We start from the raw sequence: 13,190 nt of genomic DNA, 5'->3' as shown, positions 1-13,190 counted from the left end.
TGTTACACCCTGCCGTCAACGCGGCCGTTCCGGCTACCGTTGGAGGAACATCCACTCGACAAGGCCTCACCGCATGCGAACCCCCATCCTCCTCGGCGCCATTGCCGCCGTCCTGGCCTCCGGCCTCGTCATGGCCGATGACGATGACGATCGCCACGGTCATCGCCATGGCAAGGGCAAGAAGCACAAGGAGGAGTTCTGGGACGGCAACTGCAAGGTGACGCGCGAGTGGAAGAAGGACGGCGAATACAAGGAAAAGCGCAAGTGCAAGGCGCCTGAGCGCCAGGTCTACGTGGTGCCGCCGCCGCCGCCGCAGCCGGCCGTGGCGGTCGTGCCCTGGATGCACCGGGAGCAGGGCCACTACGCCTACAAGCCGCAGTACCGTCCCGCCCCGGTGGCCGGCACCTACCGCTGCAACAGCAAGGCGGTCGGCCAGGTCCTCGGCGGCATCGTCGGCGGCGTGCTGGGCAACCAGATCGGCAAGGGCGACGGCCGCACGCTGGCCACGGTCGGCGGCGCCGTCGCGGGCGTGCTGGTGGGCGGAGAGGTCGGCCGGCGCATGGACGCGCAGGACCAGGGCTGCGTCGGCGAGGTGCTGGAAGTGGCACCGGCCGGCCGCCGCGTGCAGTGGGCCGACGGCCCGGCGAACTACGTGGTGGTGCCCGGCCAGGTGAACTACGTGCAGGGCTCCTATTGCCGGCCCTACACGATGGAAATGCGCGTCCAGGGGCAGGGAACGCAGCGCTCGCGCGGCACGGCATGCCGGCGGCCGGACGGCGTATGGATCGCCAGCGACGCAGCAAAAAAGCCGCCCCCGGGCGGCTTTTTCATTGGAAACGACGGCTATTTGTTCGCGTGTTCGCCGCCGCCGTGCCCGCCGGCCGCATGGAACTGCGGTGCGCGCACCTTCGGCTGGCGCGGCGGGCGGTCCACGCCGGGGCCCGCGGGTTGCGTCTGGATCGGGCCGGGCTCGGCGTGGATGTTCTGGGCGAGCTGCCCCTTGGGGCCCTGCTGGATCTCGAAGCTCACGCGCGAGCCCTGCTTCAGGGTCTTGAAGCCTTCCATGGTGATCGCCGAAAAATGCGCGAACACGTCCGAACCGCCACCGTCAGGCTCGATGAACCCGAACCCCTTGGCATCGTTGAACCACTTGACAGTGCCGGTCGCCATGATCGCGCGCCCCCGTTTTTGTTCCCTCAGAGGCGGGAGAGTGTCCTTGAGAAGCGCTCAGCTGTCAATATTTTCACTTAGTGGAGCGCAAGTGCCTGTCATTGTTCGATTTCTGCTCGGCAGGCCTTGCGTTCGTGCGAAGAATGTGCCGCATGACGCGGCTGTCGCTTGAATGTGACGGGAGCGTCACCAATTCACCTTGGGTCGGCGGGTGCTGTTTTGCGTCGATAGAATGAATTTCATGGCCAGCCAGACACCGATTCCTCCCCGGCCGGGCCCGTCATCCGGCCGTCGGACGACGACGGCGGCTCGGTCGTGGCGGAGAAGAAGCTCCAGAAGACCAAGCCCCCGCAGATGTACCAGGTCGTGATGCTGAACGACGACTACACCCCGATGGAATTCGTGGTGGTGGTGATCCAGGAGTTTTTCAACAAGGACAGGGAGACGGCAACGCAGATCATGCTCAAGATCCACCTGGACGGAAAAGGGATCTGCGGCGTCTATTCCCGGGACGTCGCGGCCACGAAGGTCCAGCAGGTGCAGGAAGCCGCGCGCCAGGCAGGGCATCCCCTGCAATGTTTGAGTGAACCGGTGGAGTGAGCCGGCGCTCAGAAGGAAGTAGAGTTAGATTGAACGACAGGCAGAAGGAAATCTCATGATTGCCCAGGAATTGGAAGTCAGCCTCCACATGGCCTTCGTGGAAGCGCGTCAGCAGCGCCACGAGTTCATCACCGTGGAGCATCTCTTGCTGGCCCTGCTGGACAATCCCAGCGCGGCCGAAGTGCTGCGCGCATGCAGCGCCAACATCGACGACCTGCGCAAGTCGCTGGCGAACTTCATCAAGGACAACACGCCCCAGGTCGCCGGGACCGACGACGTGGACACCCAGCCCACGCTGGGGTTCCAGCGCGTCATCCAGCGCGCGATCATGCACGTGCAGTCCACCGGCAACGGCAAGAAGGAAGTGACCGGCGCCAACGTGCTGGTCGCCATCTTCGGCGAGAAGGACTCGCATGCCGTGTACTACCTGCACCAGCAGGGCGTGACGCGCCTGGACGTGGTGAACTACATCGCGCACGGCATCAAGAAGAGCGACCCGCCCGAGCCGGCCAAGGGCGGCGAGAGCCAGGGCTCCGAAGGTGAGGAAGGCAGCGAGAAGAACGAGAAGGCCTCGCCGCTCGAGCAGTTCACGCTGAACCTGAACCAGTCGGCCAAGGACGGCAAGATCGACCCGCTGATCGGCCGCGAGTACGAGGTCGAGCGCGTGATCCAGATCCTGTGCCGCCGCAGGAAGAACAACCCGCTGCTGGTGGGCGAGGCCGGTGTCGGCAAGACCGCCATCGCCGAGGGCCTGGCCTGGCGCATCGTGCAGAAGGAAGTGCCGGAGATCCTGGCGGACTCCAATGTGTACTCCCTCGACATGGGCGCGCTGCTGGCGGGCACCAAGTACCGCGGCGACTTCGAGCAGCGCCTGAAGGGCGTGCTGCGTTCGCTGAAGGACAAGCCCAACGCGATCCTGTTCATCGACGAGATCCACACCCTGATCGGCGCCGGCGCGGCGTCGGGCGGCACGCTGGACGCATCGAACCTGCTCAAGCCCGCGCTCTCGAGCGGGGCGCTCAAGTGCATCGGCGCGACCACCTTCACCGAGTACCGCGGCACTTCGAGAAGGACGCGGCCCTGTCGCGGCGCTTCCAGAAGGTCGACGTGGTCGAGCCGAGCGTGGAGCAGACGGTGGAGATCCTCAAGGGCCTGAAGTCGCGCTTCGAGGAGCACCACAGCGTCAAGTACGCCGCCGCCGCACTGCAGGCTGCCGCGGAACTGTCCGCGAAGTACATCAACGACCGGCACCTGCCGGACAAGGCCATCGACGTGATCGACGAGGCCGGCGCCGCCCAGCGCATCCTGCCGGTGAACAAGCGCAAGAAGACCATCTCCAAGGCGGAAGTCGAGGAGATCGTGGCCAAGATCGCGCGCATCCCGCCCGCGTCGGTGTCCAGCGACGACCGCAGCAAGCTGCAGACGCTGGAGCGTGACCTGAAGAGCGTGGTGTTCGGCCAGGACAAGGCGCTGGACGTGCTGGCGGCTTCCGTGAAGATGGCGCGCAGCGGCCTGGGCCGCGGCGACAAGCCGATCGGCGCCTTCCTGTTCTCCGGGCCCACGGGCGTCGGCAAGACGGAAGCGGCCAAGCAGCTGGCCTACATCATGGGCATCGACCTGATCCGCTTCGACATGTCCGAGTACATGGAGCGGCACGCGGTGTCGCGCCTGATCGGCGCGCCTCCCGGCTACGTCGGCTTCGACCAGGGCGGCCTGCTCACCGAAGCCATCACGAAGAAGCCGCACTCGGTGCTGCTGCTCGACGAGATCGAGAAGGCGCACCCGGACATCTTCAACGTGCTGCTGCAGGTGATGGACCATGGCACGCTGACCGACAACAACGGTCGCAAGGCCGACTTCCGCAACGTGATCATCATCATGACCACGAACGCGGGGGCTGAGACCATGAACAAGTCGGTGATCGGCTTCACCAACTCGCGCGAGCAGGGCGACGAGATGGCCGACATCAAGCGCCTGTTCACGCCGGAGTTCCGCAACCGCCTGGACGCGATCGTGAGCTTCCGCGCGCTCGACGAGCAGATCATCCTGCGCGTGGTCGACAAGTTCCTGCTCCAGCTGGAGCAGCAGCTGGCCGAGAAGCGCGTGGAGGTCACCTTCACCGACCAGCTGCGCAAGTACCTGGCCAAGAAGGGCTTCGACCCGCTGATGGGCGCCCGCCCGATGCAGCGCCTGATCCAGGACACGATCCGTCGTGCGCTGGCGGACGAACTGCTGTTCGGGCGCCTCACCGAAGGCGGCCGCCTGACGGTGGACATCGAGGTGAAGACCGACGAGAAGGGCACCGAGACGCCGGACGTGAAGCTGGACATCCAGCCGCTGCCGAAGAAGGAAGGCAAGGCCAAGCCGGAGCCGGAGGAAATCTCCACCGACGGGCAGTAGGCCTCGCCGTCCACGAAGAAGCCGCCCTCGGGCGGCTTTTTCCTGGAGTGTCGCGGTTCGGGCTTCGCCGCTCACCACGACCTACGAAGACGGGCCGGACCTCCGTAGGTCGTGGTGAGCGCGAAGCCGAACCGCGACGGGCGTCACAGCAGCCCCTTCTGCCGCAGCAGCGGCTCGATCACCGGATCGCGCCCGCGGAAGTTGCGGAACGCCTGCCCCGGCTCCACGCTGTTTCCCACCGAATAGATGCAGCGCTTCAGGCGCTCCGCCACCGCCGCATCGAACGGGCTGCCCGCCTCCTGGAAGGCGTTCCAGGCATCGGCATCCAGCACCTCGGCCCACAGGTACACGTAGTAGCCGGCCGCATAGCCGCTGCTGCTGAAAAGGTGCTGGAAGTGCGTCAGGCGGTGGTTGATGCCGGTCGCGTGGGGCAGGCCGCGCTGCTCCAGCACCTGCTCCTCGAAGGCGCTCCAGTCCGTGACCGATGCCGGATCGGGGTGGCGGTGCACCGCCATGTCGACGATCGCGCTGCCGCAGTAGCGCACCGTCTCGTAGGCCTCGCCGAAGCGTTCGGCGGCACGCAACCGGTCCACCAGGGCGCCCGGGATCGGCTCGCCGGTCTCCACGTGGCGCGCGTGCTGGCGCAGCACCTCGGGCTCGGACATCCAGTGCTCGAACAGCTGCGAGGGCAGCTCCACGAAGTCGCGCAGCACGCTGGTGCCGGCCAGCTGCGTGTAGGTGACGTTGGAGAGCAGGCCGTGCAGCCCGTGGCCGAACTCGTGGAACAGGGTGCGCACGTCGTCGAAACCCAGCAGCGAGGGCGTGGCCTGGGCGAAGTTGTTGGTGTTCAGGATGACCGGCAGCACCTCGCCGCCGTTGCGGCCCTGCACGGCCAGCGCGCTCATCCAGGCGCCGCTGCGCTTGCTGGTGCGCGCGAAGTTGTCCTGGATGAACAGGCCGACGGCGCGGCCGGCCGCGTCGTGCACCTCGTAGGCGCGCGCGTCGGGGTGGTACAGCACGAGGTCCTCGCGCGGCGTGAAGCGCAGCCCGAACAGGCGCTGCGCGCAGTCGAAGGCGGCCCGCACCATCGCGTCCAGCGGGAAGTAGGGCTTGACCTCGGCGTCGTCGACGGCGAACTCGCGCTGGCGCAGCTTCTCCCGCCCAGTAGCGCCAGTCCCAGGCCTGAAGCGGCGCGTCCACGCCGGCGGCACGCTGCATGGCCTCGAGCGTCGCGCGATCGCGTTCGGCCATGGGCCTGGCGCGCTCCCACACCTCGTCCAGCAGGCGGTCCACCGCCTGCGGCGTGCGCGCCATGCGGTCCACCAGCGCGTATTCGGCGTAGTTCGCGTAGCCGTGCAGCCGTGCCTCTTCGTGCCGCAGCGCGAGGATGCGCGCGATCAGCGGCCGGTTGTCGTGTTCGCCGGCGTGCGCGCCGCGCCCGACCCAGGCACGCCACGCCAGCTCGCGCAGGTCGCGCCGCGCGGAAAAGGTGAGGAAGGGCGAGGCCAGGGGCCGCGACAGCGTGATCGCGTGCACGTCGCCCAGCCCGCGCTGTTGCGCCGCCATGCGGGCGGCCGAGCGCACGAACTCCGGCAGGCCCGCCATCTCCTCCTCGTCGTGCAGCACCAGGGACCAGGTCGATTCGTCGTGCAGCACGTTCTGCCCGAAGGCCGTGTGGCAGGCGGCCAGCTCCTGGGCGATCTCCCGGATCCGCGCCTGCGCTGGGGCTGGCAGGCGCGCGCCGGTGAGGACGAAGTCGAGGTGCACGCGCTCCAGCAGGCGCATCTCCTCGGTGTCCAGGCCGAGGACGGCGCGCCGCTCGTGCAGATCCGCGATCCGCTGGAACAGGCCGGCATGCAGGTAGACGGAGCTGTAGTGCGCGGCCAGCACCGGGGCCAGCTGCCGCTGCACTTCCTGCAGCTCGGGCGAGGTCTCCGACGAACAGAGATTGTGGAACACCATGCTCACGCGCCGCAGCCGGCCCGCGCTGCGGTCGAAGGCGGCCAGCGTGTTGTCGAAAGTGGCCGGCGCGGCGTTGCCGGCGATCGCATCGAGCGCCGCGCGGTGCTCCTGCATCGCCAGCGTGAAGGCCGGCTCGAAATGGCCGGGCGCGATGCGGTCGAAGGGTGCCAGGCCGTAGGGTGCGGTCGAGGGGAAAGGAGCGGGTTCTCTTGCGTGCCGGTCATGCACCCATTCTGGCCCAGGGCCACAGGGCCTGGGCGGCCGGGGCGATCAGCCCTACGCCCGTGATGACCAGCAGCACGCACACCACCTTCAGCACCGTTTCGCGCCGCCATGCCGGCGGATGCCGGCGCAGCCACCAGGTGATCGCCATCGCCAGCGGCACGGCCAGGGCGGACAGCCACAGCGAACGCAGGCTGAACTGGCCGCTGGCCACCACCATCACCAGCCGGATCACGCCACCGGCCGCGAGCGTGGCCCCCAGGGTGTCGCGCACCGCGTCGAGCGCCAGCGGCTGCCGGTAGAACTGGTACACCAGCGGTGGCCCGGAGGCGGAGAACAGCCCGCCCAGCACGCCCGAGAGGAAGCCGAAGCCGTGGAACGAAGCCGCAGAGGAACGCTGCGGCAGCGGATGCGCGCGCACCAGCACGACGATCGCGCAGGCGATCACCACCAGCCCCAGCAGCAGCCGCAGCGCCATCACGACGTTGCTGCTCAGCCAGGCGAGCAGCGCCACGCCGGCCGCGACGCCGAACACGCTGCCGGTGACGGTCCAGCGCATCATCGGCCAGTCCAGCGAGTCGTGCGTGCCGCGCAAGGCGATCACCGCCGTGCAGAGCGCCATCACCGTGGCGACGTTGGCGACATCCGCCAGCGGCGCCAGCTCGAACAGGCCGGTCAGGCCCAGCAGGATGAGGGCGAGTGCGAAGCCGGTGATGCTCTGGGCGCAGGTGGCGACGGCCACGCACAGCAGGAAGGCGGCGATCTCCCAGCCCGTCATGAAAGACGCGTCGGCGGCCGGCAGGAATCGATGCGGGGCATGGGGTGCGATTATCGGCCGGCCGCGCGCATCCCTTGCGCGCCGTCAAGGGCGCCCGCGCCTCGGCGGGAACAATGCCACGAGGACTCCAGGAGCATCCATGGCGCATGCCACCCTCGACACCCGCACGCGCGCGCTGCTCGAAGCGGCGATCCTCGCGCCTTCCAGCCACAACACGCAGCCGTGGTGCTTCCGCGTCGACGGCGACGCCATCTCGCTGTTCGCGGATCGCACGCGCGCGCTGCCCGTCAACGACACCGACGACCGCGAGCTCACGATCAGCTGCGGCTGCGCGCTGTTCAACCTGCGCGTGGCGGCCGCCGCCTCGGGCCTGGACACCGAGGTGCAACTGCAGCCGGACCGCCTGGATGCGGACCTGCTTGCCCGCGTCCGGGCGGTGCCAGGCACGCGCGATGCCCATCTCGGCACCCTGCTGCCCTTCGTGGCGCGCCGGCGCACCTGCCGCCAGCGCTTCGACGCCCGTCCCGTGCCGGGGAAGCTGCTGGACCACCTGGCCACCGCCTGCGCACAGGAGGGGCGACGCTGCGGCCGCTCACGGTCGAAGGGCAGCGGCAGCAACTGGCGCTGCTGGTGGCCGAAGGCGACCGTGCGCAGTGGGGCGATCCCCGCTGGCGGCGCGAGCTCGCGGCCTGGCTGCATCCGCGCCGCCGTGGCGACGGACTGGCAGTGCCGGCCCTGGCCGCGCGCGTTGCGCAGTTCGTGGTGCGCAGCTTCGACATGGGCGACGGCATCGCGGCCAAGGACAGGCAGCTCGCGGACGGCTCGCCGCTGCTCGCGGTGCTGGTGACGCCGGACGACACGCCCGCCAGCTGGATCGCCGCCGGCCAGGGCCTGCAGCACCTCCTGCTGCGGGCCTGCGCCGCCGGGCTGCAGGCGTCCTTCCTCAACCAGCCGGCGCAGGTGGCGAGCGTGCGTCCGCGCCTGCGCGAACTGGCGGACGGGATTCCGCAGCTGGTGCTGCGCCTGGGTTATGCGGAGGCGGAGTTGCCTGCCACCGCGCGGCGGCCTCTCGAGGACGTGCTGGTCTGAACGCCGCTCCGGGCCGGGTCACGCCCGGACGTCGAGCAGCTTCAGGATGCGCTTCCAGTGCCGCGGCTCCACGGGCGTGATCGAAAGGCGGTTGCCCTTGCGCAGCACGACCAGGTCCTGCAACTCGGGGTCGGCGCGCAGTTCCGGCAGTGTCAGGTTGCGCGTCTTCTTCAGCACCTGCACGTCCACCAGCAGCCAGCGCGGCTCCTCACGTTTCGACGCCGGGTCGTGGTACGGCGATTTCCTGTCGAACTGCGTCGGATCGGGGTAGGCCGTGGACGCCACCCGCGCGATGCCGACGATGCCGGGCTCGGCGCAGCTGGAGTGGTAGAACAGCACGCCGTCGCCCACCCGCATGCCGTCGCGCATGAAGTTGCGGGCCTGGTAGTTGCGCACGCCGGTCCAGGGCACGGTGGACTCGGGCGCGGCGAGCGCGTCGTCCACGGACACCTCGTCCGGTTCGGATTTCATGAGCCAGTAGTTCATGGCGGCCCATTATCGAAAAAAACAGGCCCCGAAGGGCCTGCCCGGTTCCACCCACCCTGATCGCCTAGCGGCCGTCCTTGTCCGCGTCGCCCGGCATCGCGCGCTCGACGCGGTGCCACGCGTCACGCGCGGAGTCCTTGGCCTCTTCCCAGTCCAGCCGCGAGGAGCCGCGGTTGCGCTCGTACTCGCTGCGCAGCTTGGGCTCGTAGCTGTCCCAGCTCTCGCCGGAAGCGCGGGCGCGTTCCCAGCCGGTGTAGCCGGTGCGGTAGGCCGGCGCGTAGTCGTCGTAGCTGTAGCCCTGCTTGTAGCTCGGGCGCTTGTTGTAGTTCTCGCGCCAGTAGCTGTCTTCGGCCGTCGGGTTCACGCTTTCGGCCGCGCCCTTGCCGGCCAGTCCGCCGGCGATCGCGCCGGCCGCGCCGCCGACCAGCGTGCCCACCGGGCCCGCGATCGACCCCACGGTGGCACCCGCCACCGCGCCACCCGCTGCGCCGAGGCCCGTGCCGACGGGGTGGGCGCCGGGTTCGCCGGTGATGGGATCGGGATTGCTTGGCTTTTTGTCGCTCATCGAGAATCTCCTTTGGATTGAGGTCGTGCCTGGCGCGCGGTTCGCACAGCTGCCCGGCGCCTGCCTCCAGGGTGCGCCGCTCGAGCCTGCTGCCTCGTCGGCTGCAAGACCTCGGCGGTGTCGGCGGCTCACCTACAAGCCGCGACGGATGGGTTCAGCGCCGCGGTGCGAGCACTGAGCGACCCGCGAAGCCGGCGGGTGCCGGACGGCGCGTTTCCAGGCGAATCCCTTCGTTCCACTTGGCCATGCGCTCGGAACGGGCGAAGGAGCCGACCTTGAGCTGGCCCGCGTTCCAGCCGGTGGCGAGGTGCACGATCGCCACGTCTTCCGTTTCGCCCGAGCGCGCGGACACGATGGTCGCGTAACCAAGGGCGCGCGCGGCATCCAGCGCGGCCTTCGTCTCGGTGATGGTGCCCGCCTGGTTGGGCTTGATCAGCACGCAGTTGCAGGCACCGGCCTCGGACGCCGCGCGCACGCGGTCGGCGTTGGTGACCAGGTAGTCGTCGCCGACCACCTGCACGCGTGAGCCCGCGGCGCGGGTGAACGCGGCCAGGCCGCGCTCGTCGTCCTCCGCCAGCGGATCCTCGATGGAGACGATGGGATAGCGGTCCAGCCATTGCAGCAGGCGCTCGCACAGCCCGTCGGTGTCCAGCTCGGTGTCTTCCAGCCCGAGGCGGTAACGGCCGCCCTGGCCGAATTCGGAAGCGGCGATGTCCAGCGCGATCGCGACGTCCTCGCCCGGGATGTAGCCCGCCTTGACGATGGCGTGCACCAGCGTGTCCAGGGCTTCCTCGTTGCGGCTGAAGTTCGGCCACCAGCCGCCTTCGTCGGCCACGCCGGCCAGCGCGCCGCGCCCCGCCATGATCTCGCCGGCGGCGCGGTACACCTCCGCCGTCATCTCCATGGCCTGCGCGAAGGAGCTCGCGCCGGTGGCGATCACCATGAAGTCCTGGATGTCCACGCGCCGGCCGGCGTGCGCACCGCCGCCGAAGATCTGCACCTGCGGCAGCGGCAGCTGCACGGGACTGCCCTGCGCGAGGTACTGCCACAGCGGCTGGCGCGCCTGCGCGGCGGCGGCGTGCAGCACGGCCAGCGAGGTGGCGATCAGCGCATTGCCGCCCAGGCGCGACTTGTTCGGCGTGCCGTCCAGCGCGATCAGCGCGGCGTCAATGCCGGCCTGGTCGGCGGCGTCGCGCCCGAGCAGCGCCGGCACGATCTCCCGTTCGATGCCGCGCACGGCCTTCTGCACGTCCAGGCCGCGGAAGCGCTCGCCGCCGTCGCGCAGTTCCACCGCTTCGCGCGTGCCGCGCGAGGCACCCGCAGGCGCCAGGCCGGTGCCGACGCTGCCGTCCGCGTTGGTGACTTCGACTTCGATGGTGGGGCGGCCGCGCGAATCCCAGATGCGGCGGGCAAGGATGCTTCGGATGGTCATGCGGAAAATACCTGCGCCCAGCGGGACGCGATGCTGGCCAGGGAAGGGGCGGGGCCTGCAGCAGCGCCATGCTGGCGCGGCGCACGGCCTCGCGCTGCGGCTCGCCGAGGTACTCCACCGGCGACTTGCCGTCGATGCGCGCGAGCGTGAGGCCCGGCAGCAGGGCGGCGACGCGCGCCTCCAGCGCCCGCGGCTCCTCCCAGCGCACGTGCGGCCAGTAGGCATCGGTGAAGGCGCGGAAGGACGCCAGCAGTTCGCCCGCCTGCGCGGGCCGGTGCGCCGCCTTGAGCAGGAAGTGATTGAGGCAGAAGGCCAGGTCGAAGGCCGGGTCGCCGAACCAGGCGCACTCGGCGTCCAGCAGCACCGGCCCGCCGGGCCCCACCAGGATGTTCTTCGGGCTCACGTCGCCGTGCACCAGCACGCGCCGCGTCTGCGCCGTGCGCTGCACGATCGCCAGCAGGGCCTCGGAGAAGGAGGGATGCATGCGCGCGGTCTCCACCAGGTAGGGCTCGAGGCGCAGCGCGTGGAAGTTGTCGTCGGTGGCGAAGCGTGCCGCGAGCTGCGCGTCGTCGGCCGTGGCGGCATGGATGCGGCCCAGGAGCGCCCCCATGGCAGGCGCGACCTGCGGGTCCAGGCGCCCGGCCAGCAGCTCCGCCTTCCAGTTGCGGTATTCGGCGCCCAGGAAGGGCATGACGAAGCTGCGGCTGGCCTCGTCCTGCCCCAGCACGCGCGGCACCTGGCCGGGGGCGATCGCGCCGACCACCTGCAGGTAGCCGATCTCGGCGAACACGCGTTCCACCGGCACCTTCCATTCCTTGGCCACCTTCAGCTGCGGCAGCGCCTGCTTGACGCAGTAGCTGCCCGAGCGCAGGTCCACCCGGTAGATGCCCGAGGACACGCCGCCGGTGAGGGCCGTTGCCCGCACTTCCTCGCCTGCGCCGGCGAGGCCGAGGGACAGGAAGATGCAGCGCATGGCGGCCGCGTCGCGCGAGAGATCCACGTAGGCCATCGCGGGTCATTATCCCTTCCTAGAATGACGGTCCCACCCCGAAGGAGCCAGGCATGCCCGCATCCCCGTCATTGAAGGTCGCCGTCATGGGCGCCGGCGCCGTCGGCTGCTACTTCGGCGGCATGCTCGCGCGCGCAGGACACGCGGTGACCTTGATCGCGCGGCCGCAGCACGTGGAGGCGGTCCGGCGCGACGGCCTGCGCATGGAGACGAAGACCTTCGACGAGCAGGTGCGCCTCGAGGCGGTGACCGACGCGAGCGGCGCCAGGGGTGCGGACCTCGTGCTGTTCTGCGTCAAGTCGATGGACACCGAGTCCGCGGGCCGCGAGCTCAAGCCCTTCCTGCGCCCGGACACCCTGGTGCTGTGCCTGCAGAACGGCGTGGACAACGCCGACCGGCTGCGGACCGTGCTGCCCGAGCACCCGGTCGCCGCCGCAGTGGTCTACGTGGCGACCGAGATGGCCGGCCCCGGCCACCTGAAGCACCACGGCCGCGGCGAACTGGTGATCGAGCCTGCTCTCGCCAGCGAGCGCGTCGCCGAGGCGCTGCGCGCGGCGGCCGTGCCGACCGACATCTCGGCGAACGTGCGCGGCGCGCTCTGGCTCAAGCTGATCCTGAACTGCGCCTACAACGCCATCTCCGCCATCGCGCAGAAGCCCTATGGCGAGAACGTCAGGGGCGAGGGCATCTGGGACGTGATGCGCGACGTGGTCGACGAGTGCCTGGCCGTCGCCAAGGCCGATGGCGTGCACGTGCCGGCCGATGCGCACACCGCGACGCGCAAGCTGGTGGAAGGCATGCCCTCGCAGTACTCCTCCACCGCGCAGGACCTCGCGCGCGGCAAGCCGACCGAGATCGACTTCCTCAACGGCTACGTGGTGCGGCGCGGCCAGGAACTCGGCGTGCCCACGCCCGCCAACCGCGTGCTGTGGGCGCTGGTGAAGCTGCTGGAGAAGAAGGCCTGAGCAGCGGGATGCCGGCTCACCTTCGCTGCGGGCGCAGGCGGTGCTGCCGGATGGCCTCTTCCAGCTCCTTCTGTTCCTCGCAGGGCAGCAGGCAGATGCGCCGCAGGGCGGCCAGGTGCTTTTCCGCGTTCGCCAGGTCGCCGAGCATGAGGTAGGCCTCGCCGATGTATTCGTGCGCGCCGCGATGCCGCGGGTTGAGCGCGATGGCGCGTTCGTAATGCCGCAGCGCTTCGGGCATCCGGCCGAGATTGCGATGCGCGTAGCCCAGGTGGTTCTGCAGGTCGGCGCTCTCGGGGTCGCGCTGCGCCGCCAGCTGCAGCCGCCGCACCGCCTCGCCCCAGTCCTTGCGCTCCAGGGCCGCCTTGCCGGCGGCGTAGTCCGCGTCGCGCATCGCCGCGGCCGGCGCGTCCTCGCTCGGCTCGGCCCGCGCGGCGGGCAGCAGCAGTGCGGCCAGCAGCAGGCAGGCTGCGCCGGCACGCACGCCAGGATTCCCCCGCCCGCCGGCCCCCGCG

General features: G+C 69.9%; 12 protein-coding genes and 3 pseudogenes. 7 read left to right on the top strand and 8 right to left on the bottom strand.

Annotated elements, in window-relative coordinates; genetic code table 11:
* Positions 1-73 precede the first annotated feature (73 nt).
* From HK415_RS27445 to clpA, 3 genes and pseudogenes are all read left to right on the top strand, one after another.
* Entirely contained in the window at positions 74-1,342 is a 1,269-nt protein-coding gene (locus HK415_RS27445; protein ID WP_171557991.1) for an RT0821/Lpp0805 family surface protein, read from the top strand.
* 110 nt (positions 1,343-1,452) lie between these two features.
* Positions 1,453-1,770, top strand: coding sequence for an ATP-dependent Clp protease adapter ClpS (gene clpS / locus HK415_RS08085; RefSeq protein WP_171563249.1), 318 nt, complete (start codon positions 1,453-1,455; stop codon positions 1,768-1,770).
* 55 nt (positions 1,771-1,825) lie between these two features.
* A pseudogene (gene clpA, locus HK415_RS08080) lies at positions 1,826-4,170 on the top strand (ATP-dependent Clp protease ATP-binding subunit ClpA).
* Positions 4,171-4,313: 143 nt separating this feature from the next.
* On the opposite strand, the gene HK415_RS24770 reads toward clpA, so the two are convergent.
* Together HK415_RS24770 and HK415_RS24765 are read right to left on the bottom strand one after the other, a co-directional pair.
* Positions 4,314-5,381, bottom strand: a complete 1,068-nt coding sequence (locus HK415_RS24770) for a M3 family metallopeptidase (RefSeq protein ID WP_309246626.1) — start codon at positions 5,379-5,381, stop codon at positions 4,314-4,316.
* Positions 5,382-5,388: 7 nt separating this feature from the next.
* Positions 5,389-5,631: pseudogene (locus tag HK415_RS24765) on the bottom strand (M3 family metallopeptidase); the annotation flags it as partial.
* Here HK415_RS24765 and HK415_RS26245 point away from each other — a divergent pair.
* Complete coding sequence (locus HK415_RS26245; RefSeq protein WP_309246625.1) at positions 5,524-6,420, top strand: hypothetical protein; 897 nt, start codon at positions 5,524-5,526, stop codon at positions 6,418-6,420. The pseudogene HK415_RS24765 and the gene HK415_RS26245 overlap by 108 nt on opposite strands.
* On the opposite strand, the gene HK415_RS08070 is transcribed toward HK415_RS26245, so the two are convergent.
* On the bottom strand, positions 6,353-7,132 hold the full coding sequence (locus HK415_RS08070) for a sulfite exporter TauE/SafE family protein (protein WP_171557988.1): 780 nt from the start codon (positions 7,130-7,132) through the stop codon (positions 6,353-6,355). The two genes, HK415_RS26245 and HK415_RS08070, sit on opposite strands and share 68 nt — an antisense overlap.
* Positions 7,133-7,271: 139 nt before the next feature.
* Between HK415_RS08070 and HK415_RS08065 the strand changes: the two genes are divergently transcribed.
* Together HK415_RS08065 and HK415_RS08060 are read left to right on the top strand one after the other, a co-directional pair.
* Positions 7,272-7,979 (top strand): nitroreductase family protein, encoded by a 708-nt coding sequence (locus HK415_RS08065; RefSeq protein ID WP_171557986.1) that lies wholly within the window; start codon positions 7,272-7,274, stop codon positions 7,977-7,979.
* Positions 7,910-8,221 carry a nitroreductase family protein gene (locus tag HK415_RS08060; RefSeq protein ID WP_171557983.1) on the top strand — a complete coding sequence of 104 codons (312 nt, stop codon included), beginning with the start codon at positions 7,910-7,912 and terminating at the stop codon, positions 8,219-8,221. Before HK415_RS08065 ends, HK415_RS08060 begins: the two co-directional genes overlap by 70 nt.
* Positions 8,222-8,239: 18 nt before the next feature.
* Here HK415_RS08060 and HK415_RS08055 read toward each other — a convergent pair whose 3' ends face one another.
* The 4 genes and pseudogenes from HK415_RS08055 to HK415_RS24760 form a co-directional block, all read right to left on the bottom strand.
* Entirely contained in the window at positions 8,240-8,707 is a 468-nt protein-coding gene (locus tag HK415_RS08055; RefSeq protein WP_171557981.1) for an EVE domain-containing protein, read from the bottom strand.
* Positions 8,708-8,771: 64 nt separating this feature from the next.
* Complete coding sequence (locus tag HK415_RS08050) at positions 8,772-9,272, bottom strand: hypothetical protein (protein ID WP_171557977.1); 501 nt, start codon at positions 9,270-9,272, stop codon at positions 8,772-8,774.
* Between the two features lie 154 nt (positions 9,273-9,426).
* Positions 9,427-10,704, bottom strand: a complete 1,278-nt coding sequence (eno, locus tag HK415_RS08045) for a phosphopyruvate hydratase (RefSeq protein WP_171557975.1) — start codon at positions 10,702-10,704, stop codon at positions 9,427-9,429.
* A 301-nt stretch (positions 10,705-11,005) separates the two neighbouring features.
* Positions 11,006-11,677, bottom strand: a pseudogene (locus HK415_RS24760) (phosphotransferase); the annotation flags it as partial.
* 107 nt (positions 11,678-11,784) lie between these two features.
* On the opposite strand from HK415_RS24760, the gene HK415_RS08035 reads away from it, so the two are divergent.
* Positions 11,785-12,678: a ketopantoate reductase family protein gene (locus HK415_RS08035; RefSeq protein ID WP_171563248.1), complete on the top strand. Its 894-nt coding sequence runs from the start codon at positions 11,785-11,787 to the stop codon at positions 12,676-12,678.
* A gap of 16 nt (positions 12,679-12,694) precedes the next feature.
* On the opposite strand, the gene HK415_RS08030 is transcribed toward HK415_RS08035, so the two are convergent.
* Entirely contained in the window at positions 12,695-13,159 is a 465-nt protein-coding gene (locus HK415_RS08030; RefSeq protein WP_171557973.1) for a tetratricopeptide repeat protein, read from the bottom strand.
* Between the last annotated feature and the right edge of the window lie 31 nt (positions 13,160-13,190).

The organism is Ramlibacter montanisoli (assembly GCF_013087525.1).
GTDB lineage: Bacteria > Pseudomonadota > Gammaproteobacteria > Burkholderiales > Burkholderiaceae_C > Ramlibacter > Ramlibacter montanisoli.
The sequence above is the reverse complement of the archived record's forward strand: the minus strand, read 5'-3'. Positions and strand labels throughout refer to the sequence as shown.

What these genes read in the sequence shown, in the direction of transcription:
- HK415_RS08050 (WP_171557977.1), bottom strand. Translation starts at nt 9,272, where the DNA reads ATGAGCGACAAAAAGCCAAGCAATCCCGATCCCATCACCGGCGAACCC.
- HK415_RS08070 (WP_171557988.1), bottom strand. Translation starts at nt 7,132, where the DNA reads ATGACGGGCTGGGAGATCGCCGCCTTCCTGCTGTGCGTGGCCGTCGCC.
- HK415_RS08055 (WP_171557981.1), bottom strand. Translation starts at nt 8,707, where the DNA reads ATGAACTACTGGCTCATGAAATCCGAACCGGACGAGGTGTCCGTGGAC.
- eno (WP_171557975.1), bottom strand. Translation starts at nt 10,704, where the DNA reads ATGACCATCCGAAGCATCCTTGCCCGCCGCATCTGGGATTCGCGCGGC.
- HK415_RS27445 (WP_171557991.1), top strand. Translation starts at nt 74, where the DNA reads ATGCGAACCCCCATCCTCCTCGGCGCCATTGCCGCCGTCCTGGCCTCC.
- HK415_RS08065 (WP_171557986.1), top strand. Translation starts at nt 7,272, where the DNA reads ATGGCGCATGCCACCCTCGACACCCGCACGCGCGCGCTGCTCGAAGCG.
- HK415_RS08060 (WP_171557983.1), top strand. Translation starts at nt 7,910, where the DNA reads ATGGGCGACGGCATCGCGGCCAAGGACAGGCAGCTCGCGGACGGCTCG.